This is a genomic window from Roseinatronobacter alkalisoli, from assembly GCF_028745735.1.
GTDB lineage: Bacteria > Pseudomonadota > Alphaproteobacteria > Rhodobacterales > Rhodobacteraceae > Roseinatronobacter > Roseinatronobacter alkalisoli.
This window is the reverse complement of sequence record NZ_JAQZSM010000011.1, coordinates 92433-117481: the sequence shown is the minus strand read 5'-3', so window position 1 is coordinate 117481 and position 25049 is coordinate 92433. Positions and strand designations below refer to the sequence as shown.

25 protein-coding genes are annotated in these 25049 nt (G+C 58.6%); 8 read left to right on the top strand and 17 right to left on the bottom strand.

The annotated features are described in order from the left end of the window. Positions 1-26: 26 nt before the first annotated feature. From PUT78_RS13010 to PUT78_RS12990, 5 genes are all read right to left on the bottom strand, one after another. Positions 27-659, bottom strand: coding sequence for a nucleoside/nucleotide kinase family protein (locus tag PUT78_RS13010; protein WP_274352699.1), 633 nt, complete (start codon positions 657-659; stop codon positions 27-29). After that, positions 652-1200 carry an adenylyl-sulfate kinase gene (locus PUT78_RS13005; RefSeq protein WP_274352698.1) on the bottom strand — a complete coding sequence of 183 codons (549 nt, stop codon included), beginning with the start codon at positions 1198-1200 and terminating at the stop codon, positions 652-654. The genes PUT78_RS13010 and PUT78_RS13005 overlap by 8 nt, the downstream gene beginning before the upstream one ends. A gap of 8 nt (positions 1201-1208) precedes the next feature. Then, positions 1209-2108 carry an ROK family protein gene (locus PUT78_RS13000; protein WP_274352697.1) on the bottom strand — a complete coding sequence of 300 codons (900 nt, stop codon included), beginning with the start codon at positions 2106-2108 and terminating at the stop codon, positions 1209-1211. Beyond that, complete coding sequence (locus PUT78_RS12995) at positions 2098-2997, bottom strand: tagatose-bisphosphate aldolase (RefSeq protein WP_274352696.1); 900 nt, start codon at positions 2995-2997, stop codon at positions 2098-2100. The genes PUT78_RS13000 and PUT78_RS12995 overlap by 11 nt, the downstream gene beginning before the upstream one ends. A gap of 256 nt (positions 2998-3253) precedes the next feature. Beyond that, the gene (locus PUT78_RS12990) at positions 3254-4192 is read right to left on the bottom strand and encodes a sugar-binding transcriptional regulator (protein ID WP_274352695.1); all 939 of its coding nucleotides are present in this window, start codon (positions 4190-4192) and stop codon (positions 3254-3256) included. 252 nt (positions 4193-4444) lie between these two features. Here PUT78_RS12990 and PUT78_RS12985 point away from each other — a divergent pair, with 252 nt between their 5' ends. From PUT78_RS12985 to PUT78_RS12955, 7 genes are all read left to right on the top strand, one after another. Next, on the top strand, positions 4445-5416 hold the full coding sequence (locus PUT78_RS12985; RefSeq protein WP_274352694.1) for an ABC transporter substrate-binding protein: 972 nt from the start codon (positions 4445-4447) through the stop codon (positions 5414-5416). A gap of 8 nt (positions 5417-5424) precedes the next feature. Next, positions 5425-6444, top strand: a complete 1020-nt coding sequence (locus PUT78_RS12980; protein ID WP_274352693.1) for an ABC transporter permease — start codon at positions 5425-5427, stop codon at positions 6442-6444. Continuing rightward, positions 6441-7181, top strand: a complete 741-nt coding sequence (locus PUT78_RS12975; RefSeq protein WP_274352692.1) for an ATP-binding cassette domain-containing protein — start codon at positions 6441-6443, stop codon at positions 7179-7181. Before PUT78_RS12980 ends, PUT78_RS12975 begins: the two co-directional genes overlap by 4 nt. A 71-nt stretch (positions 7182-7252) precedes the next feature. Beyond that, positions 7253-8200: a tagatose kinase gene (locus tag PUT78_RS12970; protein WP_274352691.1), complete on the top strand. Its 948-nt coding sequence runs from the start codon at positions 7253-7255 to the stop codon at positions 8198-8200. Next, the gene (locus PUT78_RS12965; protein WP_274352690.1) at positions 8197-9474 is read left to right on the top strand and encodes a D-tagatose-bisphosphate aldolase, class II, non-catalytic subunit; all 1278 of its coding nucleotides are present in this window, start codon (positions 8197-8199) and stop codon (positions 9472-9474) included. Before PUT78_RS12970 ends, PUT78_RS12965 begins: the two co-directional genes overlap by 4 nt. A 549-nt stretch (positions 9475-10023) precedes the next feature. After that, positions 10024-11916 carry a sensor histidine kinase gene (locus PUT78_RS12960; protein WP_274352689.1) on the top strand — a complete coding sequence of 631 codons (1893 nt, stop codon included), beginning with the start codon at positions 10024-10026 and terminating at the stop codon, positions 11914-11916. Positions 11917-11938: 22 nt separating this feature from the next. Next, on the top strand, positions 11939-12616 hold the full coding sequence (locus tag PUT78_RS12955) for a response regulator (RefSeq protein WP_274352688.1): 678 nt from the start codon (positions 11939-11941) through the stop codon (positions 12614-12616). Positions 12617-12915: 299 nt separating this feature from the next. On the opposite strand, the gene PUT78_RS12950 is transcribed toward PUT78_RS12955, so the two are convergent. From PUT78_RS12950 to PUT78_RS12895, 12 genes are all read right to left on the bottom strand, one after another. Then, a complete protein-coding gene (locus PUT78_RS12950) occupies positions 12916-13932 on the bottom strand; it encodes a TrbL/VirB6 family protein (RefSeq protein ID WP_274352687.1) in 1017 nt (338 codons plus the stop codon). Between the two features lie 2 nt (positions 13933-13934). Further along, entirely contained in the window at positions 13935-14405 is a 471-nt protein-coding gene (locus PUT78_RS12945) for a hypothetical protein (protein ID WP_274352686.1), read from the bottom strand. Then, positions 14402-15397, bottom strand: coding sequence for an ATPase, T2SS/T4P/T4SS family (locus PUT78_RS12940; protein WP_420793499.1), 996 nt, complete (start codon positions 15395-15397; stop codon positions 14402-14404). The genes PUT78_RS12945 and PUT78_RS12940 overlap by 4 nt, the downstream gene beginning before the upstream one ends. Continuing rightward, positions 15397-16734, bottom strand: a complete 1338-nt coding sequence (locus tag PUT78_RS12935; RefSeq protein WP_274352685.1) for a TrbI/VirB10 family protein — start codon at positions 16732-16734, stop codon at positions 15397-15399. Before PUT78_RS12935 ends, PUT78_RS12940 begins: the two co-directional genes overlap by 1 nt. Continuing rightward, a complete protein-coding gene (locus PUT78_RS12930) occupies positions 16731-17420 on the bottom strand; it encodes a TrbG/VirB9 family P-type conjugative transfer protein (protein ID WP_274352684.1) in 690 nt (229 codons plus the stop codon). The genes PUT78_RS12935 and PUT78_RS12930 overlap by 4 nt, the downstream gene beginning before the upstream one ends. Positions 17421-17428: 8 nt before the next feature. Beyond that, positions 17429-18112: a VirB8 family type IV secretion system protein gene (locus PUT78_RS12925; protein ID WP_274352683.1), complete on the bottom strand. Its 684-nt coding sequence runs from the start codon at positions 18110-18112 to the stop codon at positions 17429-17431. Next, positions 18109-18906, bottom strand: coding sequence for a type IV secretion system protein (locus tag PUT78_RS12920; RefSeq protein WP_274352682.1), 798 nt, complete (start codon positions 18904-18906; stop codon positions 18109-18111). Before PUT78_RS12920 ends, PUT78_RS12925 begins: the two co-directional genes overlap by 4 nt. Position 18907: 1 nt before the next feature. Further along, entirely contained in the window at positions 18908-20074 is a 1167-nt protein-coding gene (locus tag PUT78_RS12915; RefSeq protein ID WP_274352681.1) for a lytic transglycosylase domain-containing protein, read from the bottom strand. 156 nt (positions 20075-20230) lie between these two features. After that, positions 20231-22603 (bottom strand): VirB4 family type IV secretion/conjugal transfer ATPase, encoded by a 2373-nt coding sequence (locus PUT78_RS12910; protein WP_274352680.1) that lies wholly within the window; start codon positions 22601-22603, stop codon positions 20231-20233. Next, on the bottom strand, positions 22593-22871 hold the full coding sequence (locus PUT78_RS12905) for a VirB3 family type IV secretion system protein (RefSeq protein ID WP_274352679.1): 279 nt from the start codon (positions 22869-22871) through the stop codon (positions 22593-22595). Before PUT78_RS12905 ends, PUT78_RS12910 begins: the two co-directional genes overlap by 11 nt. A gap of 9 nt (positions 22872-22880) precedes the next feature. Further along, complete coding sequence (locus tag PUT78_RS12900) at positions 22881-23177, bottom strand: TrbC/VirB2 family protein (RefSeq protein ID WP_274352678.1); 297 nt, start codon at positions 23175-23177, stop codon at positions 22881-22883. Beyond that, entirely contained in the window at positions 23174-23782 is a 609-nt protein-coding gene (locus PUT78_RS12895) for a lytic transglycosylase domain-containing protein (RefSeq protein ID WP_274352713.1), read from the bottom strand. The genes PUT78_RS12900 and PUT78_RS12895 overlap by 4 nt, the downstream gene beginning before the upstream one ends. Before the next feature lie 877 nt (positions 23783-24659). Between PUT78_RS12895 and PUT78_RS12890 the strand changes: the two genes are divergently transcribed. Further along, positions 24660-25001 carry a hypothetical protein gene (locus PUT78_RS12890; RefSeq protein WP_274352677.1) on the top strand — a complete coding sequence of 114 codons (342 nt, stop codon included), beginning with the start codon at positions 24660-24662 and terminating at the stop codon, positions 24999-25001. Positions 25002-25049: the final 48 nt, after the last annotated feature.

Sequence of the window (25049 nt, the reverse complement as noted above, 5' to 3'; positions counted from 1 at the left end):
TGTTCCTCCTCCCTCTGTGTGACCAGTCAGGTCGCGATGATGTAATCGGCCGGGCCTGTTTCTGTCGTCACGATCAAGCAATTCAACATGTCGTTTTCCCCGACCTTGCGCGCCACCTCCTCTGCGGGCAGCCCCAGACTGACCCAACGCTGCACAAGCCGCTGTTCCAGAATATCCATCGGTGTATCAATCCGCACGGTTGTGTCGAAATGTGTTTTCAGCGCCTGCCACGGGGCGCGGTCCAGCAGAAGATAGTTGCCTTCGACGATCAGCAGATCGACAGTCGAGGGGATGATCCGGGCACCGGCGCGCGAAACTTCGATCGTGCGGTCGAAAACCGGCACGGCCACCTCTGGCGCGCTGTTGTCGCGCAGGCGGGCAAGGATATGTTCCAACCCGGCCACGTCAAACGTTTCCGGCGCCCCTTTGCGGGGCAGCAGGTCGCGCGCCTTCAGAACTGCATCATCATAATGGAAGCCGTCCATTGGCAGTACCGCCGCCGAGCGCCCCAACCGGGCAAGCATCGTGCAAAGCTTCTCCGCTGTTGTCGATTTGCCGGACCCGGGCGGACCGGCCAGCGCGATCAGTCGGCGTTGCCCCGGCGCTTCCGCTAGGATGCCCGCAAGCTCTGCCAGACGCAGCTTTTGACCATCAGACATCGTGGCCCCCCACGCGCATCGCGGCAATGACCTGTGAACCGAGGTTTGCAGGCACTGGCGCATCACCATCGATTTTGATCACCGGCCCAAAGGCCATCGGCCGCGCCATAGCCGCCAGATCAAACAGTTCATTGGCGTAGGACGCAGGCAAATGGCCCCCATGCCGGTGTTCCGACCGCGCGCGATACCGTGCCGCAGCGACCTCTGGCGTGACCGCGACCCAAACCTCGACCACCTGGTCAATCGCCGCCCGCGCAATATGCTCGCGCAGGACATCAGCGGGCTGGAACCCGTGCCATGCGTCGATCACTGGAACAAGGGTATCCGGAAAAGCGGCGATGGAGTTGAAAATAGCATGATAACTCGCCCGCCCCAGCATCCGGTTATGTTCGCGGTCACCGGTTCCGACATGCGCAAAAAGCCCTTCTTTAACTGTATCCAGCGCCAAAGGCACCGGCGCAAGGCCAGCTTCGAGTAATTGCGCCAGCAGTTGCGCCGCAACTGTGGATTTGCCGCTGGCGGGCACGCCGTTGACCAACACCGCACATCTCATGGAACGCGCGCCTCCCTCTTGTCGGGCAGATCAAGTGCAGCAAGGCCCGCCCCGATCACGCCTGCGGTATCCCCAAGCCGGGCGGCGTCCACCGGAACCCTGAACCAGTGGGACTCGTCAGGAATGCCTGCAAGCGCCGCTGTCATCTCGCGCCCCAGACCGCCGCCCACCAGGATCAGCTTCGGATCGGCCACGGATACCAGCGATTGCAACGCCCGCTGAAGCGGCGCTGCCCAATCCGCCAGAAGTGACTGTGCATGGCGCTCGCCCGCCTCTGCACGTGCAAGCAGCGCCTCCGCACGCAGGTCGGCAGGCAATCCGGCTTCAGCGATAAGTCGGCCAAGCGCGGTGCCCGAGCTGAAGGTTTCGACACAGCCCCGCCGCCCGCATTTGCATGCCTCTCCGTCTGCGGACACCACGATATGGCCGAATTGCCCGGCCAGCCCCCCACCATACCACGGTGCGCCATCCAGCAGGGCCGCTCCGCCGATACCGGTTCCGATGGTGACCATGAACACAAGGCCCGCGCTGCAATCCGGGCGGCTTCGCCCCTCGGCAATCAAGGCCATGGTCGCGTCGTTTTCCACCCGGACGGGCAGTCCGGTTCCTTGGCTGACCTCATGTGCAAGATCCAGATCGCCGATATCCAAATATCCCGCTGACAGAATGTTTTTGCTGTGCCCGTGGACACGTCCGGGAATACCAATCCCGACAGCGCAGGCGTTGTCGCGCAGGTCGTTGATCAGTCGCAGCAATTGCGCCACAAATCCTGCCCGGTCCTGACGCACCGGTTCGATCACCCGGTCCAGCATGCGGCAATCTGCTGAAATGCGCGCGACCCGTATACGGGTTCCCCCGACATCTACGCCGATCGCCGTTTCAGCTTTATTTTGCATGGCGGTCCAACACTGCCTGGATCTGCTTCAGGCGGCTGCTGGCAATCTTTTCCAGCCTGTCTTTGCTCACCTCCGGATCCAGGGAGATGCAGTCCTTCCACAATGCGCGCCCGGCGATAACGCCCGACGCCCCGTTCTGCATCGCAATTTCGACCTGACCAATAAAGGTTTCATGGTCGACACCGGCAGAAAGGACGGCCCAGGGCACGTCACCACAGATTTCGGTAATCTCTGCACAAGCTTCGGGCGTTCCGGGATAGGGCAGCTTGAGCACTTTCGAGCCAAGCTCTATCGAAATCCGGGCACTTTCCACGATCAGGCTTGGGAAAACCGCGCGGTACGCTTCATCACTTTCGCCTTCGAGTTTATATGTCAGGATCTCGACCACAAGCAGCAGGTCTTCCGCCGCGAAATCTGCGATTTGCTCGCGGATGATGCCGATATTGACGTCATTTGCCTCTGGCTTGTCGGGCCGCAGATAGACCATGAGTTTTGCGCCGGTCCCACCAAGTTCACGCACCCGCCGCGCCGTGATCCCCGGAACAAGCTTCGAAATCTGATAGCCGTTGGCATCGGTATCCCAACCGGACGCGTCAAGGCCGATCAGAAGGCCGGTGTCACGCGACAGCGCGCCTTCGTCCACCACACCGGGCACAGCGCAAACCGCGTCCAGCAGCACGCAGGACGCCTTGTTGGCCAAATGACGGACGATGCCCGTTTTCACCACGCCAAGCGCTGCCTCATTGATGGCGGCCTGTGCTTCGGGGGTGTCGGCCAGCACCTTGCGCATCCCGCCGCGCTGATCACAGGCCACGACCATCATCAGGCCATTTTCCGCACAAATCTGCTGATATCCGCGGCGTTCAGCAGTCGTCATCGCTTCGGTCATTTGGGCTGATCCTTGTCTCAAATATGCTCAAAACCAGCGCTTGCCGGTTGTGCTTGCTGCAGTTTACCGTTTCTGGGGGCCCGTCACCCAGGCCATCGCCGCGTGCCGGAGCATCTTTTTAGGAAAATCTTTCCCATCGAATCGAGAAACGTGATTCGCCTTGGCTATCCTACCCCCCAAAAAACTGATGACAGGATTAGCGAGCGCGCTCGCATGTATCAACAATTATTTGCTGAAATATATTTCTGTCAATAAGTCAAATATCTTCGGATTCCTCCAGAAGGCCAAGAATCTCGCTTGCTGTCGCTGTGTCTGTCACCAGTGAATTGATCATCCCGGAACGTGCCGCCCCGATGATGGACATTGCCTTCTCGCGCCCCATCGCCACGCCGATTGACAGCGGAATCCGCTCAAGCTGTGCGCGCGCGATCGACATCTGGTTCTCCTGCCCCGGCCAACGGATTTCGCGGCCCTGACTGTCAAAATAATGCCGGATCACATCGCCCACGACGCGCTCTACCTCATCTTCGCTGAAGCCCACTTCGGTCTGGATTCCATCACGGACATAGGCGCCGATCCCCACAATTGCAGCTTCGACCCGCGCCCAAAGCTCGATCACCTGCGCTGTTCGCGGATCGCGAATGAGAACTGAGTGCAACTCTGGCGACACCATAAAGGGCGCATACAGAAACCGTGCCGCGCCGCCCGTTTGTTCGGCAGCCATGCGGACAAACTCGTTGATCTGAAAGTGAGAAGCCGCCTCATGCATCCCGCCTGTCATCGGCACTACCTCGACCTCCGGCAATTTGGGCAACCCTGCCGAAATGATACTTTGTATCGTGCGCCCCCACCCAATTGCGACCACGGAACCTGGCGCAAGCTTCGCTTCATCAAGCAGTGTCCCCACCTGCGTGCTGAGCGCCGCTGCCTTGCCACTTTCCGTCACCCGCACTGATTTCAGGCGCAGTGCTTCAGCCAGTTTGTCGCTCAGGCCATCAAACTCATCAAGGTCCAACACCCGGATGCGGACGATACCTTCTTCGCGGGCCAGACCCAGCAGGCGTGATGTCGTCGCAGTTGAGATATCCATACGTCGGGACACTTCGACTTGCGATAATCCCTGCAAATAATGAAGCTTGGCCGCAGTATGCATCATGCGGCGATTAAGCAGTTTTCCGGGCTTCGCGCGCTTCATCAGTGCTCCACTGAAATTTGTTGCTGATGTAAATTTACTGCAGGAGACGACACGAAATAGCAAATGCTTTCAGCAGATGCGCGCCCGGATCCCAGAACGTGGAAATATATTTCTGATATTTCCATCTTGTCAGAGATGGATATCTCCGGCAATCTTCGCATGTCGGATTTCGGTCATTGATTCGCCCTGATGAGGAAGGGGCGTGCAAACCTCAATGAACCGGAATGCCGCACGCTCAAGGGAGGAAACCTTATGAAGAACTTTTTCAAGACAGCTGTCTTTGCGGCTGCTCTGGGCTCTGCAGGTGCGGCCCAGTCCCAGGAAGATCTCACCATCACCCTGATTCCGGGCCTGACAACCGATGCATTTTATATCACCATGAACCGTGGTGCACAGGCCGCGGCCGAGGCCCTCGGCATAACAGTGAATTTTCAAGGTGCAGAAGAGTTTGATCCCGTCTTGCAGACCCCGGTCCTTGATGCTGTCATTGGCCGCGGCCCGGATGCGATCCTGATTGCACCGACCGACAGCAACCAGATGATCGAGCCATTGCGCCGGGCTGCGGATGCGGGCATCCCAATTATAACTGTCGATACTTTCATCGGTGATGGCATGTATCAGACCGGCTCTGGGGATGCGGATTTCCCGCTGTCTTACATCGCGTCGGACAACATCGCCGGTGGACGTATGGCGGCGCGCTACATGGCCGAAGCCATGGGTGCGGCAGGCAAGGTCTACGTGTCCAACGTCCGGCCCGGCATTTCGACAACCGACCAGCGCGAAGAAGGCTTCATGGCCGAAATGAGCGAGAACTATCCCGAAATCGAGGTTCTGCAGACTCAGTATAACGAAAACGACGCCTCGCTGGCAGCATCGCAGTTCCAGGCCGTTTTGGCGCGCAATCCTGACATTTCCGGTGTCTTCGGCGCGAATCTCTTCTCGGCACTGGGTGCGGCCAATGGTGTGGAAAGCGCCGGAATGGAAGATCAGGTGACCGTGATCGCTTTCGATGCGCCTGAATCGATTGTCAACAACATCACTTCGGGGCTGGTTGACGCAGCGATTGCCCAGCACCCCGCAGAAATCGGGTATTTTGGTGTTGTAGCCGCATATGCCGCGCTCACAGGTCAGTCCATCCCGACAACAATCGGCACCGGCTTCACTGTAATCGACGCAGATAATGTCGATGATGAGAACATTGCTAAATTCATCTATTCGGAATGATAACCGACATGATGAATGAGGTGAAAACCAAGAAGCATTCCAGGGGGGCCTCGTTTGCGAGGTCCCTTCTGGACGCCTGGTCATGGTTGTTTCTGATCCTGATCCTGGGCTTTTTTGAAATTTATGCGCAGACTCAGACCGGAAGCACCTTCCTGTTCCGCATCCACAACCTGCAATCCATCTCGATTGCCGCATCACAAATCCTGTTGTTGGGGCTGGGGTTGACGCTCGTAATCGTCGCTGCCCAGATTGATCTGTCAATTGCCTTCAGCACCGGGCTTGCGGCTGTCGTCATGGCGCTGATCATCCGGGCAGCTGGCGTGGATGCAGGCTGGATGATTGTGGGGCTTGCGATACTGGCAGGTCTGGGCGCTGCGGCGGCTGTCGGTCTGGTGAATGGCTGGCTTGTCGCCTATCTGAATGTGCCTAGCTTTATCGGGACACTCGGCACTTATGGGATCGCGCGGGGCGCGGCCCTGATTGTGGCGGGCGGCGCCACTGTGTCGATCCGCAATGACCATACCCGCGCACTTGGCAATGGCGACATTCTTGGCATACCGATCCCGCTGGTTGTAGCCGGGGTGCTGGCGCTCGGCTGCCATTACCTGCTCAAGCATACGCGCTTTGGTGTCCACACTTATGCGCTTGGCGCGAACCGTGCGGCAGTAGAACGCGCTGGTGTCGACGTGAAGAAGCTTCTGATCAAGCTCTTTGTTCTGTCTGCCATTACTGCCGGTATCGGTGGGCTGATCTATACCAGCCGCTTCTCGGCCGGGGCCGCCAATGCGGGTGAGCCGATCCTGCTGTATGCCGTTGCCGCAGTGTTCATCGGGGGCGCATCGTTGACTGGTGGGCAGGGAACCATCAGCGGCACCGTCATTGGCGCCTTCATCATTGCAGTGATCCAATTCGGCCTCGTCTATTCCGGCCTGCCCCCTTATTGGCAGTTTGTCGCCGTCGGCCTTGTGATCATTATTGCCGTCCTCGTCGACCAGTCGAAAGAGCGTATTGTGGGAGACCGATCATGACCCCACTTCTGAAAATCGACGGCCTGAAGAAAACATTTGGCGGCAATGAAGCGGTCCGCGATGTCAGCTTCGAGGTCAATCCCGGCGAATGCGTCGTGCTGGCAGGCGACAATGGGGCGGGCAAATCCACCGTCATCAAGATGGTGTCGGGCGTCTATCAGCCAACCGATGGCAAGGTCTACAAGAATGGCACCTTGCTGACCGGTAAATCTCCCGAAGCGGTGCGCAGCGCGGGCATTGAAACGATCTATCAGGATCTTGCGCTGGCAGATAATCTTGACCCGGGACTGAACCTGTATCTGGGACGCGAAGTGACCAGGCGCGTCTTCGGCATTCCTTTCCTTGACCGCAAGAAAATGCGCGAGGACGCCGTAGAGGTCATGCGCAACCTGGGCATCGTGGTGCCTGATCCGGCAGCCCCGGTGCGCGACATGTCAGGGGGCCAACGCCAGGCGATCGCCATTGCCAGAGCAATTCATTGGCAAGCCGAGATCGTCATCATGGACGAGCCGACAGCCGCACTTGGTGTGCCCGAGCAGCGCGAAGTCATGGCCTTGATCGAGCGCCTGAAATCGAAAGGTGTGGGTATCATCCTGATTTCACACAATCTGCCTGACATCTTTGCCGCTGCAGACAGGATTATCGTGCTGGCCCGCGGCATGGTGGCTGGCGAACGCCGGCCGACGGAAACCAATGACGAGGAAATTGTCCGCATGATGATGGGCGCCACGCTCTGACCCCGACCCCGCGCGCCTGCATGATATGAAGAGTGCAGGCGCGCGTACTCAAATAATTCCACGGATAGCCCATGCCAAAAATCTTAACCGTTGGTGAAATTCTCGTCGAACTGGTGGCCACCACAAAGGGAGATGGGTTTCGCGACGCACAGCCATTTTTTGGCCCTTTCCCTTCTGGAGCACCTGCGATCTTCGTGGATCAGGTCGGCAAGATTGGAGGCGCGGCGGCAATCATCGGACGCGTCGGTGACGATGATTTCGGTCACTTGAATATCGACCGCCTAGCCCGGGATGACGTTGACATTTCAGGCATTGAGATTGCGCCCGGCGAAGTTACCGGCTGCGCCTTTGTCCGCTACCGCGAGGACGGCTCCCGCGCGTTTCTGTTCACGATGCACCAGAGCGCCACAGCAATGCTTTCGGTCACCCCTTCCGGTGCCGCGCTGATGGAAAGCTGCGATCACCTGCATATCATGGGCACGGCACTGGCCGCGCCCGGCATGGCCGATACAGCGCTTGAAGCCCTACGTCGAGTGAAAGCGCGCGGCGGCACACTCAGTTTCGATCCGAACCTGCGCCCGGAGCTTATCGACACGCCCGGCATGCGGGATCGTCTGGACAAGATTCTGGCCCAGACTGATATTTTCATGCCTTCGGGACGCGAGCTTTTCCTTTTCTCGAATGACAAGACTGAGGCACACGCCGTCACCGATCTTCTGGCGCGGGGCATCCGCGAGATTGTGCTGAAACGCGGTGCGCAGGGTGCCAGCTTTTTCAGTTCGGAAGAACGCTTCGATGTGGGTCCTGTCCCGGTCGAAGAGGTCGATCCCACAGGCGCAGGGGACAGTTTCGGCGGGGTGTATGTTGCGCTGCGCCTTGCAGGTTCCCGGCCCGCGGATGCATTGCATCGCGCCAATGCCGCCGGTGCCCTTGCTGTAACCCGTCTGGGCCCGATGGAGGGGACGTCGACGAACGCCGAGATTGATGATTTTCTGAAGAAACAAAAGGCTCTCTCATGACGACGCATCCGCTTGCCGATATCGCCACATGGGCGCAAAGGCAGGGACCGCGTGGCATTCCATCGGTGTGTTCCGCGCATCCTTTCGTTCTGGAAGCCGCGATGCGCGCAACCTTGCCCTCTGCCCTGCCGCTTCTGATCGAAGCCACCTGCAACCAGGTCAATCAGGAGGGGGGGTATACCGGCATGACCCCGCAGGATTTTCGTGATCTGGTTGACGGGATCGCGGAACGCGTCGGCTTTCCTCAGGATCGTCTGATCCTCGGCGGGGACCATCTGGGCCCAAACCCCTGGAAAGCACTGCCCAGTGAGCAGGCCATGCAAAACGCCTGTGTCATGATCGCCGCCTATGTCCGCGCCGGTTTCACCAAACTGCATCTCGATTGCTCGATGGGCTGCGCGGGCGAACCGGTGGCGCTTGACGATCAGCAGACCGCGGACCGCGCCGCGCGCCTCGCCGCCGCTGCCGAAGCAGCGCTACCCGGCGCGCCAGCGCCGCCTCCGGTCTATATCATCGGCACCGAAGTCCCGATCCCCGGGGGCGCTATGGAAGAACCTGGAAAACTGGCTGTCACAACTGCCGACGCAGCGCTTGCCACTGTCGAGATCCATCGCAAGGCGTTTGTTGCCGCTGGTCTTGACTCTGCCTTGCGCCGCGTGATCGGCCTTGTAGTTCAGCCAGGCGTGGAATTTGGTAACCACAACGTCATCGACTATGACCCAAACGCCGCGCGCGCACTGAGTGCAGTTCTGCCAGAACTTCCTGGTATGGTGTTCGAGGCCCATTCGACCGATTATCAAACTCCGGGGGCCCTTGCTGCCCTTGTACGCGATGGCTTTGCAATCCTGAAGGTCGGACCAGGGCTTACCTTTGCGCTGCGCGAGGCCCTGTATGGCTTGGACCAGATTGCAACAGAGCTTTTTCCGAACGAGCGCCCCATTTCCTTGCGCGCTACCATGGAGAGGGTTCTGCTGGATCACCCAGAATTCTGGCAGGACTACTATAAGGGCACAGCAGACCAGCAGCGTCTGCTGCGCCACTTTTCCCTCAGCGACCGAATCCGGTATGCATGGCCGATGTCGCAAGCCGAAACTTCAGTGTCTCTGCTCTTGGATTTGCTTGGGGAGAAACCTATCCCGGATTCCCTAGTCAGTCAGTACCTGGGGCGACTCACCCCCCAACTTCGCGCGGGCACTGTCGGCCCCAACGCAAAAGTCATGCTGTTGACGAGTATAGAGAACGCGCTTGAACCATATATAGCCGCGACACAGTAATCGCATCAATGGCTGTCATGGTACATGCCTGTGGTTAAGCCCTACCGGCTGCCGCTTTTTTCATTCCAAAGCCCTTAATTGGGTTCTGCGTCGCTCTGTGTGGCCAAGGGGTAGCATTCGGGCTCTGCGCAATTCTGGGTCCGCTCGACTGTGTATCGCGCTCTTGAGAGACTGTCTGTCGTCGAATGATTTGGAACAGGCGGCATGATTTTGTCCTAGCGGCCTCCGGCTCTGTTGGTTGATTGTCACCGAAGCGGCGATCGGGAAGTGTTACAAACGTCGCTGCACGACGGAGTTCGTCGACTTCCTCAAGAAGATCGACGGGAGAGAGTTTGAGGGGCAAGACATGCATCTCGCCAGGGTGAACTACGCCACCCACAAGACGCCAGAGGGTCAAGTCTGCAGACGAAGTCCTCACCTCCGTCAAAAAGTTCTGCCAGAAAGCACAAGCATGAACTTCAAATTCAGGCGACTAGTGTAGCAAACGCAAGCCCGTTGACGCAACGAAAGGCTCTGACTAAGCTTGTTGCGCAAGCAGGCGGTCGGGCAGTGACAAAAAAGTCAACTTTCTCAGTAGCAACATTCGCACTACTGTCCGCCGTCTTGATGGTGACGAGCGTTTTGATTTTAGATCATAACCCACACCGGACTTCAGCACCGATAGTCATTCTTGACCATGTCCATACTGTCGAGTTTGTTATTGCAGAGACAGCTGAGCCTCTGGCCAGTCAACACGATTTCACCCTATCACAAGACTGGCGCATGAATGTTTCATTGGACGGGCGCGCACCGCTGGGTCTTGTTCGAGGATATTACACGATTCCTTTCTCACAGGTTAATGAACCTATGGGCTCTCAGGCCATACTGATTCCGCGTGTCGCACGGACTATGGATTTGGTGCTCAACGGTGAACTGATTTACACTGAGTCCGAGCAGGATGCGATGAAAAGCTGGGAATGGTACACGCCGCGGCTTGTCGATCTGCCCGATGGTTTGATACGTCAGGGCGAAAATCTCCTCAATGTGACGGTCACTGCTTCTTTCCATAGCACTGCAGGCCTGTCGAAGCTCTTTTTGGGGCCGACCGCGATGGTTGAGACGATAGGAAACCGACTTAATTTCCTGCAGAAAAGTTTACCGCTATTTGCAAATTTGGCTACCTTCGTCATGGCGATTCCGCTGCTGTTGATTTGGTTGCAGGGCCGCAGGTTCACCTTCCACCGACATTTTTCATCATACGGATTTCTTGCGGGGGCGATGGTAATCTTTGCGTTTCGTTCACTGCATGTCCATGCAGGCGAAGTGCCGATCCCAATTGAGATTTGGGTGCCACTTGTCAGTTCCAGCCTCGCTTGGGCAGTTGCATTCTTTTCCATCTTCTTGCTGCGTCAGTCCGGATTGGTTTGGCAACTTCCAGAAAGGTGTATCATCGTAGCGACCGTTGCGGGGACCGCTGTTCTGTTCCTGTTCCCACAAAGCTACTTCGCCGAGAACCGGACACTGTTTTTCTATGTCCCGCTGACGGCAGTCGGGGTCGCATGCATCACTTTTATCTGTGTCAAAACAATAATGCGCCCGGAGCGTGACCTTATCCTGCTTTCGCTTGCGCTGTTGATGATCGTGCCGCCTACAATCAATGATCTGGCTTGGCTAAGAGGCGCGCTGCCATTCGAGACAGTTCTCTTGTTGCCTGTGGCGATGCCGACAATCATGTTCGCCATTTCGGTTACAGTCGCAAACAGCTATGCGCGCGCCTGGGTGCGTGCGCATGAGGCCAATGTCGAGCTCAACAGAGGCATCGAGGCCGCGCGGAAAGAACTGCACCAGCAATATGAAGCACGCATCATCGCGGAACGTCGCGAAACCATCGCGTCTGAACGCGCGCAGCTAATCGAAGATCTACATGACGGGGTTGGCAACCGCCTGTCGATGTTGATTGCGACTTTTCGAGCGCAGAAATTGCCAGGGGTCAAATCTCTGCGTGATTGCTTGGACGATCTGCGCATTGTCATGACTGCGCGTGATGTCCACACGGTGGGTGAGGCCTTAGTCGATATGTGTCATATCAATCGAAGTGCTGCAGAGGCGTTAGGCATTGATATATTGCTTGATTGCACGCCCCCGGTGCGGGCTTTGCAGATGCCTCCAACCCAGATGCTGAACATTCTGCGTATAGGACAGGAAGCGCTGTCGAACGCGGTGCGCCATAGCGGAAGCCGTGAGATCAAAGTTCAGGGGTTACTCAGCAAGGCTGAGGAATTCATCCTGCGTATTTCCGATATAGGGGCCGCGTGTCCGCGCACCGTAGCTCGGGAAAATCCGATCGGTCGTGGCCTTGACACTATGCGCTCCCGCGCGGCACGCCTTGGAGGAACACTGACTATCACTCAAGGTGAACGCGGCTGGACGGTCGAATGCGTTATCCCTGTTGCGCATTTTTGAGATACAACGGAGAGCATGACGAATGCACGCCCTTCATGCGAGCGCGCACTCGCGGAGGAACGCAATGATCTATAGGGTTCTGGTGGTAGAGGATGATCTGGATTGGCAGACATATTTCCAAGATATCCTTGCCTTAGCGCCGAATTTTGAGGCAACAGCCCTTGTTGCAAGCGTCCGCGACGCCGAGTCTGCCCTGCGACGATATCGTTTCGACGCTGCGCTGATAGATGTGGGCCTGCCTGATGGTTCCGGCCTTGAGGTGTTGTCGCAATTGTCTAAGTTGCAACCGGCTGTCGAGGGCGCCATCTGCACGATTTTCGAAGATGAGAAAACCGTGTTGGAGGCTATTCGCCAAGGAGCGTCGGGCTATATCCTCAAAGAGAATGCCGGGAGCAGTCTGATTGAAATGCTGTCGCAGATGATGGCCGGCGGTGCGCCCATCAGCCCGAAGGTTGCGCGTTATATCCTGAACTCCCTCGCCGCCCCTTCCGATGAACAAATGGCACCTGTCGAATTGACGCAGCGCGAGGAGGATGTGCTGAATAGCATTTCCACCGGTCATACGCTGAAGCAGGCTGCGCGGTCTCTGGGAATTGCAGAGTCGACAGTGCGGACGCATGTGAAGCGCATTTATTCCAAGCTCGACGTGAACAGCCGCGGAGCGGCCCTGCTGGAAGCGTCACGACGGCGTTTACTTTGACGCTAGCAAACCTCAGTTGGTCGGTAAGGTGTGATTTCTTAGCTCACCAACAAACGGCAGTTTTTGACCTTTGATCGGGTATGTTCACTTGCGCCATCACTGTGAATTTCCCTGCGCCGGTGCCCTGTCTGACCTGCCACTGAACCTTCATCCAGTAGGGACCGGAAGCCAGAAAAATCCAGCTTCCGGCGGTCCAACGTTGGGGGTCGGATCACAGGCAACAAAGCTCTTCATCAGATTGAGGGATGACCGGGGGCAGGTCATTTGCGAGTGTGTTTAACTGCGTCGCTTGAAAGAGACTATCCATTACTTCCTGCCAATCTTGCTGAGCGCGCCAATCGAGCTCTGGCACCAGAGGCGGCCCCGCTTGCTGGTGGTGTTGGCCCACGCGTCGCGCCTCCCGCCCCTGGCGGGAGAGGCTGCAAGGGTGCTGGCCGTCCGGTCAGACCGGCCATGCGCGCGGCTGACAAGGTGCTCAGCGCCGCCATGGGGCCACTCATCACCGAGGTCATTTGGATATTGCCCGTGATCTGGCGCATGATCACGGGGATCAGGAAGATTGCGAAGAAGGCCATGATGATCATGGCGAAGAAGGGGATTGCCTGACCGAGGGTGGCCAGATCGCCGGAATTCACATTGGTGGCCATCTGATCACTCATCGAGATGATGACTGAGAAGACTGCGGCAATCACGATCGGATAGAAGGCATAGCTGATGATCCCGGTCAGCCAGTTCTGGAAGTAGTCCTTGGTAGCGTTCAAGAGGGACATGGTGATCATGATGGGCGCAATGCTGACATAGAAAGTGATCATCAGCTTGGCGAAGACGATCATCAAGCCCGCAGATGCCCCCATGGCAGCGAGAATGATGAAAGCAATAGTTGTGAAGAAGGCCCCGCCGACCCAGTTCATCGCGCTGCCGATATTGTTTGCCGTACGAACTAGGTCGGCAATGATCGAATCGAATTGCTGCGCAAAATTGCTGGCCGAGCCATCTCCTAGACCACCGGCGGCTCCAACAATCACCCCGGCGAGGTATTCCGACCCGCCGACGATGGCATTGGTCACGGAATTGAACTCCGCCCAGTTCCGAGCGAAGATGCCAACTAACGCGAGTTTGACGCCCAGCAGAACGGCGGTGCGCAGATCGATCGATCGGACCTGCAGCATGGCATTGAGCGCAACTAAGATCACGGCGAGTGTGGCCATCGTCATGCCGATCATCCCGACTGCGCCTAGTAACGCCCCGAAGGCCGTTTGGCCTGCGGATGCGAGATAGCTATCAACCGAGCCGACGATCCAGGAGACGATTCCCATGTTTACTGGGTTTTCTCGCTGCAGATACTGTCGGCGCGAGAGACTACTTGGTGGAACTTTGATCGATATGCCATGATTATCTTAAACATTTCCTGCGGGTCCATTCCGTCATAATTCGACTGGAATTCCTCTATCACTTCATGCCAATCGGGATAGCGTAGCGCGCAGCCACAATCTTGATTTTCTACCACGGCGGCGGACCAGCGGTGCTGATACATAGCGTTAGCCAGCGCGCGTTCATTGGTCGTCGTTGGATCCATCTGCCAGACCCAGTCGGGGCGACCGGGCACGATGCAGCCATTGATCTCGCGATCCGGCTCGCTGGAGCCAAAGAGATCGGGCAGGCTCAGGTCGAGATCGAGCGTGCCTCTCATGGCGGCGGGCGGGCCGCTGGGATTGAGCGGCGTCCCTTCGCTCCCGGCGCTCAAAGGCGTGGCGAGGATAAGCGCTGTGGCAAGCGTGATGTGGATCATGGGATCGGTTCCTGGTCTGTTGCATGGGAGGGGAGATGAAATTCGGTGATCCCGCGCTGGCCCTTATAGCGCCCGGCCTGAATGATCACATCGATCGAGTTTTCGATATAGGCGCGCATATTGTCATAGGTCAGGGGGAGGTTGGATTTCAGGGCGGCGATGGCAAGGCGCGAGATGGCGAGCTGCGGGGTTTCCGCATGCAGCGTCGTGATCGAGCCACCATGACCTGTGTTGATCGCCTCGAGAAATGTCATGGCCTCCGCCCCGCGCACCTCACCCAGAACCAGACGGTCGGGCCGCATCCTGAGCGACGAGGTCAGCAGCGCATCGGTCGAGCGCAGCGGGTTGTCCCGATCCGATAGCAAGGTCACCACATTCGGCTGCGTGGGCAACAGCTCTGACGCCTCTTCAATGGTGATTATGCGCTCGTCAGGCGCGATGAAAGACAGAAGCTTGCGCGCCAGCACGGTCTTTCCAGTCGAGGTGCCTCCTGAGATGATCAGGTTCAGCTTATAGTCGATGCAGAAACGACACGCTGCATCAATATCGCCCTTTGCGACGAGGCCTTGCAGCGCGCGCCCCAATCCCGCGCGCCGCGCTTCCAGTGAGACTTGGCCGCCATGCAGGAATTGCAGCGCGATGCTGTCCAGCGCGAGGGTTGCAAAAAACCGCATTGAGATGGAATGGCCTTGGGCGACAACGGGCGGGGCCACGACCTGATAGCGCACCGCGCGGCCCTGATAGAGTACAGAGCCGGAGATGATGGGTCGGCTGCGTCCGAGGCTGCTGTTGCCCGTCGAGGCGATGTTGCTGGCCAGATCGAGCATTTCGGTGGCCGACAAGCTTTGGCCCGTATTGCGCATGGCAGAATCTCCCTGCATCTCGACCCAGACCCGGCCATCAGGGTTGATGCAGAGCTCCACAAGGTTTGGATCGCGCACGATGGGGCCGAGCCGGTTCATCTCCTGCGCAAAGTAACTCGCCCCATCCATCAGAAGATTTCCAGATCACGATCAACCATAACCGTGACGCGTGCGCCTTGGTCGATGGTAATGATTGGAGGCAGGTTAAGAAACTCGCTGACTGCATCGCCTGTGGCATCGCGTAGATCGCCCGTGACGCGCGCGGTTGCCTCGCGGACAGTTTCATCTGTCATGTTCCGGCTCGCAGCCGCAGGTGAAGAGGCCAGCAGCGAGATCAGCGCGGCCGAGCCGAAGCGCTCGCCGAAGCGCGTGTTCACCCGGCCCGAGACGCCCGAGCGCCCGATCTGATCGCCACCAAAGGCTGAAATCGTGACGGTCTGGTTGTCGGGCAGGATGATACGTTCCCAAGCCACCATGGCGCGGTATTGCCCGATATTGACATTGGCCGAATAGCGCCCGATGAGCCGACTGCCGCGCGGTATGAGTATGCGCGTGCCGTCATAGGAATGCACATCTTGCGTGACCAGTGCGCGGATGGGGCCCGGCAGCGAGGAGTTTATTGCGGTCTCTAGCGACGCCTGCAGCACGGTCCCTTGCGTGATTGTATTTGACGGGTTGACGATGATGCCAGCGCGCTCAACGGGCGCGGGCTTGCCTGCACTGCGTACAAAGGCTTCATTGTCATCAAGGCGCCGCGCATCCTGATCCGAGGCACCCGCCGCGGAAGAACTGCGCCCGCCAATGGCCAACATGGAAGAGTTCAGCCGCGCCTGCTGCTCGGCCTCGGCTTGCGCGCGCCGTCTCTGTAACTCTTCGCGTTCATGGTCGCGGGCCTCAAACGCCTCCGGGGGCTGTGCCATCCGCGCCATCTGTAACTCGCTTTCCAGCCGCGTGATTTCGCGATTGCGCTCGGCGAGATCGCGGTCGAGACGCCTCGCAACCTCTTGTGCCTCGCGTTGTGCCTGATCGGCCGCCGCCTGCATCTGCGTTACCTTCGCCTGCAGGGCGCTGAGTTCCGCCGCCGGGTCCTCATCGTTATTCGCAGTTACCGGGGCCGCGCGCAGGGCAGCCAGCTCTGCCTGCATCGCGGCCAGTTGCTCGAGCAGCTGAGCCATTTCGCTGGGGGCTTCAGGTTCAGGCCGCGTTGTGGGCGACGGTGGATCACGGCGCGCGATCTCCATATCCCCGAAGGCTGAACCACCGGTCTGAAACTCCCGGCTCGATTGCGTGGCAAGGCGCGGGGCTGTGTCACTCTCGCGCAACAAGAAAAAGACCGTCACTGACATCGCGGCGGCAGCAGCAAAAATGCCAAGGATCAGGGAAGGTGAATACCGGGCACGACGCGGGCCTTCAAACTCACCTTCAAGCTCCTTGAGACGGGTCGGGAGATCGCTGTCTGTGCTCATTGCGGCACCTTTAGGTCGGCGATGGTAGTCTCGGTCTTGCCAAGCCGCAGCACCCAATAGGGGCTGGTACCGCTGACGCGCACGGATCCATCTCGCTGGATCTGGGCGTTTACCACCCGCTCCATGCCGTCCGAGACTGCGAAGATTGCGGGCATCTCGCCTGTCTCGTGAAATCGGAAATAGGTGAAGCTACCATCATCCCAGACTTCGCGCGGTGTGATTGCGTTCATTGCATTGGCGCCGTAGTGCAGATTGGGTGGCCACGCAGCTACCTGGGTGCGAGTACCTTGGTCACGCTCCGAGGGTACCGTGAATCGCACGGCATAGAAGGCCGTGTCGCGGGATTCCTGCACCGTGAAGTAGTAGCTGCGCCGATTGGTGAAGACAGTGATATTGGTGCGTGCGCCAGAGCGCTTGGGCTTGATCACAAAAGCCCGACCACCGGGTACTGCGTCGAAATCAAAGCTTTCTGTGTCACCTGCAACCACGGAGACAATCTCCTCATTGCGGGGAAACTCGACCGTGGTGACGCGCTCGAGCATCAGCATCAGGGTATAGACTTGCCCATCAACAAAGAGGGCCTCGCGCACGCGGGCATCATGTGCACCGCGGCGCGGTGTTACTTCCGCAAATGCTGCGCTGGCGACAAGGCAGAGGCAGGTGGATAGAAGGAGCGCATTGTGCATAAGGGGCCTCATTCGAACCGGTCAGAGGTGATGGCGTAGTCCGTGACTGTGAAGCCGAACGGGTTGGCCCAGACATCGGCGATTTCGCGCACTTCCGTGGGCTGGAAATCATAGGCCAGTGTCACTGTGAAATTGCCGATCTGTTCGCCTTCTATACCGCGCAGGCGTTTGCGGATACGTGCCTGCGCGCGATTACCCGAAAGCGACGCAATCGAGATGACCTCGACATCCATTCGTGCGGTGTCACCATAGCGCGCGGGCGGGTAATTCGGGTTGGCGCTGCTCCAGAGCCGGCGCATGCTGGCGCCTGCCTCGCCGTCGCTTCGCTGCATGACCGCGCGCACGCGCAGATCATTGTCGAGCTGGTTATAGGTCTCGCGGTCGCGGATATAGGCGTAGATCAGCGAATCTGCCACCGCGCGTTCCTCATGAACAGAGATCGCGCGGACCTGCGCCCAAGGGACGGCTGTGCCCGTCGATGTGTCAAAGGGCACAAGTTCCGGCGTGGGCATTTTATGCTTCATCGCCACGACCATCATCCCACAGCCCATCAGGGCCGCAAAAGCGGCGCTACCAAGTGCGATCATCTGCCATTGGCGCTCGCGCCTCAGCGCACCATAGATCAACTCTTCGGTGACAGTCTCGGCGATGTCAGCTTGCACAGGCGCGCGCATCCTGCCAAAGCCCATCATGGTTGCACCCTCAGGGGCGGCATGGTCAGATCAGAAAACGCCTTCTCTTCGGCCTGTTGCGAGGCCGTGCTGACACCTGCAACCCCATCGGCCATGGTTTGCGCGGCCTGCAGCTCCAGCATCTGTAACAGGATGATCCCGATCTCCGCAGTCACCAATGTGTTGTGATCAACCGAGGCTTTGACGTCCGCAAGATTGCCAATCTCACCCACCATGATCTCGATGCGCCGCACGCTGGTATTCGAACGCTCATAGCTGCTCTCGGCCGCCGCACTGGTCATCGCCGCAGCAGAGGCTTGCTGTCCGAGCCGCCGGTCGCCTGCATTGATGGACCCGGAGAGCTGCTGGACAATTTGCGGGCCCAGACCAGCGCTGGTCAGCACCCGCTCGACCGAGGCGCCGATGTCCCCGCAGCCGCCCGTGAGCGTTGAGACGATACTGCCCGAAGAAATGCCGTGGACGACATTCATCAACCCAGAGAAATCCTGCCCGAGCACGCAGTCAAGATCGCCACCGAGAAGCTGTGACATCGGATTGCTGCTGGTCAGGATACCGTGGATATCCTGCAGCTGGGAGAGCTGATCATCGAGCAACGTGACCTGCTCGATCAGCGTATCAAGCTGATCGGTCTGAATGCCCATGTCATCAAGCATATGCTGGAGCTGCCGGATCTGGTTGGTAAGGTTTTGAGCGTCAAAGGTGGGGACACCTTGTGCCAGCGCCGGATTTGGTGCGACGAGCGGCATGGCGGCCAGGCTGAGTGCGCAAACTGATATCCTGAACTTGCTCCACATATCAAAACTCCTGCAATGTCATGTCAGAAAACCCCTTCTCGTCGGCCATCTGGGCCATGACTGCGAGCTGTGCAGCGCTTAGTGGTTTTGCGCGCACTGCCTGCAGGCGCATGCTCAGGACCAGCAGGCGCGCGATTTCCGTGCGAGCATAGGTGTTGAGTGCTTGGGCCGCCGCCCAGTCCCTGGATTGGCCAACCTGTTCGACGAGGTGCGCGAGCCTTTGGGCGGCGGCCTGAATCGTGGAATAGGCCAGTTCCGCATAGCCGATCGCGGCTAAGCCCTGCAGTGCCAATTCGCCGTTGGCGAGATATGTGGGCTCGATTGTACCAAGCGCGTCGATACCGCCCAAGCGGGCTAAATATTCGTTGTACTTGCGCGGGATGACGACGACATAGTTCTGTGTCTCGGCAAAGGGGGGTACCCCGCCATATTGCTGAACGCGGCCAAGTCCAGCGTTATAGGCAGCTAGCGCATGGGTGATATTGCCGCCCAAGTGATCGAGCCGCGAGGCAAGATAGTGCGCACCGCCGCGTACCTGCATCAAGGGATCGGTGCGATAGGCGGGATAGATACCGAGGTCTCGGGCCGTGTCGGGCATGATTTGCGTAAGCCCATAGGCTCCGACATGGGATTCGGCGGCCGGGTTGAAGCGGCTTTCCTGCCAGATCAGCGCCTGCAATAGTGCGCGCCACTGCACGAGTGAGAGACCCGCCTTGGCCACTCCAGGATGATTGTGTGTCTCGCGCGCACCTTCGATGATCATCTCCTCGATATTCTGGCGCGCATCGCCAAAAAGTTGGGTGGCAGGCAGGTTGGTCTCCTGGGCTGGATAGACTGTCGTGGCGGCGGTCTCCGCTCCCTGCCCTGCTTCCAGTGACTGAATGGTCGCAGTCACATCTGCTGGGTTGATCGTGCTGCTTTCAATGATAGAATCCAGCACCTCAAGCTGCGCACGCTTGATTTCGTCCAGGCGGGCGCGCTGATCACCCTTGCCGATCTGCAGTACCCGGTCTTGCGTCTGCTCAGCCATCTGGCGCGCCTGCTCAATGGCTTGCGCGGCATCAAAGATCGGCACGCCTTGCGCGCTGGCAGTGCCATTGCTCAGGGCTGTAACTGCAGCCCCCATCGCCGCCAGCCCGCGAACGCTCGCACGCAACTTCTCACGCATTACGCCCCCCTGCCCTTTCCCACAGTTCCGGCAGCGGGGTGAATGTGCAGCGCGCGCTGCCGTCAGAGCGGAAACATTCAGATTTGACTGGGGCGGCTGATGTGGTGGCACAACCAGCGAGGATGACGGCCAGCAGGCCGAGAATGAAAGCGCGTTTCATGGGGCAGTTCTCCAGAAATCAGGGATGTCGCGATAGTTGGGGCCCACCACGGCCTCGCCGGAGGAAAGCCCGCCAAGGATTGCGAGATGGCTGCCTAGGCCGGAGAGATCGGCGTCGATGATATGCGAGCCTTGATCATCGCGTAGGAGGGCCAGATGTGAGGCAGGCAGCGTGCCAAGCATCACATCAAGCTCCTTGTCGCTGAGCTGTAGAGGGCCATAATCGCTGGCTTTGGCTCGGGAATTGGGCAGCAGAATCTGGGTAGGCAGGGCTTGAATGAGGGTCGCGCCCACGCGCGATTTCTCGAGCTGCGAGGCAAATTGCGTCATCATCACAACGACGGTATTTTGCTTGCGCGCGGTGACCAGCCAGTCTTCAAGTTTGTTTGCGAAATAGCTGTTATCAAACGCTTTCCATGCTTCATCGATCAGCACGATGGTCGGGCGGCGATCCTCGATCTTGCGCTCGATACGCCGGAAAATATAGCTCAGGACCGCCATGCGCGCGGTCTCGTTTTCCGTATCCAGAATGCCTGTCAGGTCAAAGCCCACGACATCGCCATCAAGCGTGAAGGTATCTTTCGTTGTGGTGCCGAACACCCAGCCAAATCTGCCTTGTGGTGTCCATTCCTGTACGCGCTCGGCCAGATCTCCGCCATCATCGACCGAGCGGAACTGGCCTGCGAATTCCGTCCATGTCCGCAGGCTCGGGTCTTGCGCCTCTGCGTTGCGCCGAACCATTTGCTGGAGCGCATGGGTCTGTTGCGGGGTGAGCTGTGCACCGCGTGATTCCAGGAGTGTCACCAGACAATCTGTCAGCCATTCGCGCCCGCCTGCGTCTGTCTCTACCCAGAGTGGGTTAAGCCCGGTAGGCTGGCCCGGCTCAATTGACTGATAGCTGCCCCCGAGGGCACGGAGGCCCATCTCAAGCCCGTAACGATAATCGAAGGCAAATATTCGCGCGCCCGTGCGCCGGGCCTGCGCCATCAGAAAACTCGCCAGCACAGATTTTCCCGAACCCGAGCGGCCCAGAATGATGGTATGCCCGCTGGTGGGCTCGGATCCGGGGCTGCCCTTCTCATGGAACGAGAACCGATAGGCCGAGCGTTCGGGCGTGGGAAACATCGTGATCGGTGTACCCCAGGGGGCCTTGGTGCCGGGTTTGCCCAGTGGTGTGCGGTGGAGGGCGGCCATATCGGCGAAATTGAGATTGGTGATCGTGGCGCGGCGTGCTCGGTAGCTGGCATTGGCGGGCGCCTGCGCAAAATAGCTCGCGCGTGCGGCATAGCTCTCGACCATCAGTTTTACGCCGACGGAGGCCGAGATATTGCGGATTTCTGCCGAAATCGTGTCAAGTGCTGCTTCGCTATCGGCGTAGGTCGCCACAGTCATGTGGTGATCGCCAAAGATCAGGCGCTGCGAGGCCAGATCATCGGCGGCCTGCACCAGATCGTTTTGCAGCGAGATTGCGGCATCATCGCCCGCGCGCATCATCCGGATCTGGCGCTTGATCCGGTCACCCATGAGGTTTGAGTTCACCGGCGTGAAGCTATGGGTCACGACCATATCGATCGGGAGCGCCAGATCATCAAACATCGTGCACCCGGTCTGGGTCGGATAGGTCTTGATGGAAAATATCTGCCCCACGCGATCGGGATGCGAGCCGCCGCTCACAAAGAATTTCTCGCCGCGAAACGTGATGCGGGCATTGGCGACATCATCGGCGATTGTCGACGGAAAGCCGCGCGGGAAAGTATGACCCTCCAGCCCAGTATTAAGCCCATCCAGAAAACCCAGCAATTCGCCCGATGAGGCTGAAAGCAGTCGGGCGTCCATACCAGTCAGGCTTTGCATGAGAAACCGCACGACTTCGGTGAGCCGTGCCATCTGGGTTTTTTGCGCATCGCGGGGTTTACCACCGCGCGGGTGGGGCCAGAGCGAGACACGCTCCAGCGCTGTGGGGCGTTTCACGACTGTGATGGTCAGCGTGCGATCGCGCAGCCCTGCGCCTGCAAGGTGGCTTTGCCAGCGCTGATCGACGGCGTCCGCGAATCCCTCGGTGCTGACGGGTGTAAGATCAACCGGCACGCGCGCGGATACTTTATGCACATAGAAGGAGAACCCTGCCCCGCTCTGGGCAATCACGGTGGCTAGTGTCGCGCGGGCCTTGTCGAGATCTGCATCCAGGGCCGTGAAGCTGTTTGCGCCCGTGACGCGGATGCATTGCATGTATTCGGCGCCGCGGGTCAGGATCGTGTGATCATCGACCAGCCGGATATAGGGCAGGTGATGGGCAAGCCGCGCCTCATCGCCTGCCCATGCGGGCATGACCTGCGTGCCCGCAATTCCCATTTCCAGATCACGGGCCATAGCTGTCCCCTCCCCAGATATCGCGGTTCTTAGTGGGGCGGGTGCGCTCGGTCACGACACGCACCACTTCCACGAAATACGGGTCCCATTGCGCCGCCCCCCAGAGTATCGGATAGGCCAGACCTGAGAGCGCGAAGGCCCAGAGCGATTGCGACCAGATGAGGATCAGGACTGAGCCAAATATCCACAAGACCGCATAGAGGATCGGCAGACCGAGCATCTGCGGCGGGCGTACAAGCCCCAGAAAGAGTGTTGAGCGTTCCGGCATTTCGCGCCCTCAGGTCTGCCAGATGGCGCTAACGATGGTGGCGGCGCTCGCCACGATGGCGATGGCAATCACCACGAACATGGCTTGCCGAAAATCGATGATCCCGAAAAACCAGCTCAGGCCGATGCCTACGACTGCGAGCGTTGCGATGGCCATGCCCAACGGCCCCGTGATCGTGTCGATGATCCCGTGCAACAGGTTGGTTACCGGATCGAGATCAATCGATTGCGCGAGTGCAGGGCTGACAGAAATCAGCAAGGTCGCAAAGCCCAGCAGGACTACAAGCGCCAAAGTCTCATGTCTCATGACGTCTTTCCTTTCAAACGGTGAAATGCGGCCATGACCTTGCGAACATGACCAATGGTCTCGGGGTACGGGGGGATGCCATCATGGCGGATGACCGCTGCAGCCCCTGCGTTATAGGCGGCGAGTGCCAGTTCGGGCGTGCCGAACTGTGCAAGCCGCTTGAGCAGGTAGCGCGCAGAGCCATCAAGGTTCTGATCCATGTCATGGGGATCGACGCCAAGTGCTCGGGCCGTGTCAGGCATCAATTGCCCAAGCCCGATGGCGCCCGCATGTGAGAGCGCGCGCGGGTTATAGGCGCTCTCAATCTCGATATTGGATTGGAACAGCAGCACCCAGTCTGTCGCACCTAGCCCCGTCTCGCGTAGAGCGGGGTGCCCGGCATAGCGCATCGCGGCGTCAAGAATGGCTGTGAGGACTTTGGGGCTTGCGGAAACGGGTGCTGCTGGGGGAGTTGAGCGCCTGCCCTGCCCGTCCAACTCGGCGGAATCCAGCGCGGCTTGTTGTAGGGGATGGGACAGCACCCCGCCGCCAGAATAGTGCTTGGCAAACGCCCGCGTGGTCCCGGAGGGACCGAACCGGCCATCTGCGTCAAAGCGCAGGATCAGCCCGTCGCCAGCCAGTGCTGGTGTGGCGAGGATCACGGCGCCTGCGAGGGTGAGCGCCCGGATCGAGATTTCGTCAATCATTAAAATACCCTTTCTTGGCCTTGCATCATTCGGGGCGTCTTTTGGTGCGTTTCGTGAAGATCGATTGCGTCGTGCGCCGTGGTTTGGGGATGCAAGAGACCGGTCCGCGCAAGGCAATTGCGTGGCGTTGAAACTGGGCTGACCGAGCGTAAAACACGCGTGAGACAGCCAAAATTTACAAAAATGTTTCTGACCAGTTTCTTTAGGAAGGTGCGACCGGATTGAGCTTATAATGCAACTTATGGTTGTGCGCTTTGGAGACGATCAAATGATCATTGTCTCACACAAACCCGCCCCGCAATATTCTCGAGGATTCTTAATATACATACCATTACAATATCTTAAATCCATATTTTGCACTTGCAGAAAAACTTCTGATCCGACATAGGCGGCGGTATTTCACGCATATCTAGATGTCAGGATTGAACAAATACTCCCCTATAGATTGTGTTTTCGCGTGTCTTAAACAGCTACTTCTTGAGGGGCAACCCTCAAAATACAACCATGAGTAAATAAATTGACAGACCTTATTTTACACTTGCTGCGCTCTGCGCGAACTATGATTTGCACCCTCTTAACGTGGGCGGTGACAGGCTTTGGGGCCAGTGCGAAATATCGAAATCGAAGCCGCATGCGAAACCAGATTTGCGCTACGAATCGCCCTCGAATCTTCTGCTCCCTACGGTCGCTGATGGCGCGCGAGCCAAGGCATCCCGCGCGCAAAGGTGATTTTCGCCCCACCCTGCCCGGGAAGATCTTGAGGCTGCCGGTTCTGAGTGCCCCTCGACAGACGCCCGTGCCCGAGAAGCAGCAGGGAAGACGCAACGCATTCCGCGCCCACGCAGGTACTGCGCTGGCACTGCTGCTCGCGACTCTCGCATCGCCGCATAGGCATGTGCATGCCCAGATAGCCCCGGAATACTGCCTGCTCCTCATCCCGCCGATCTTGCCCGCGGATGATAAACTCATGCGGGAATTCGAAGATTTACTGCGCGAAGAGTTCGAGCAGTACCTATCGGAGGTAACGCGGTATTTCCGCTGCCTTGATGACGAGCGCGACCGCGCCTTGCGTGAGGCTGCTCAGGTCACTGCACAATATGGCACCTTCCTAGACTCCCTGCGCCGCGCACCGCCGTGATCGGTGCACCTCACCCGCTATGCGATTTGATCCGCACAGTCCTTCCAT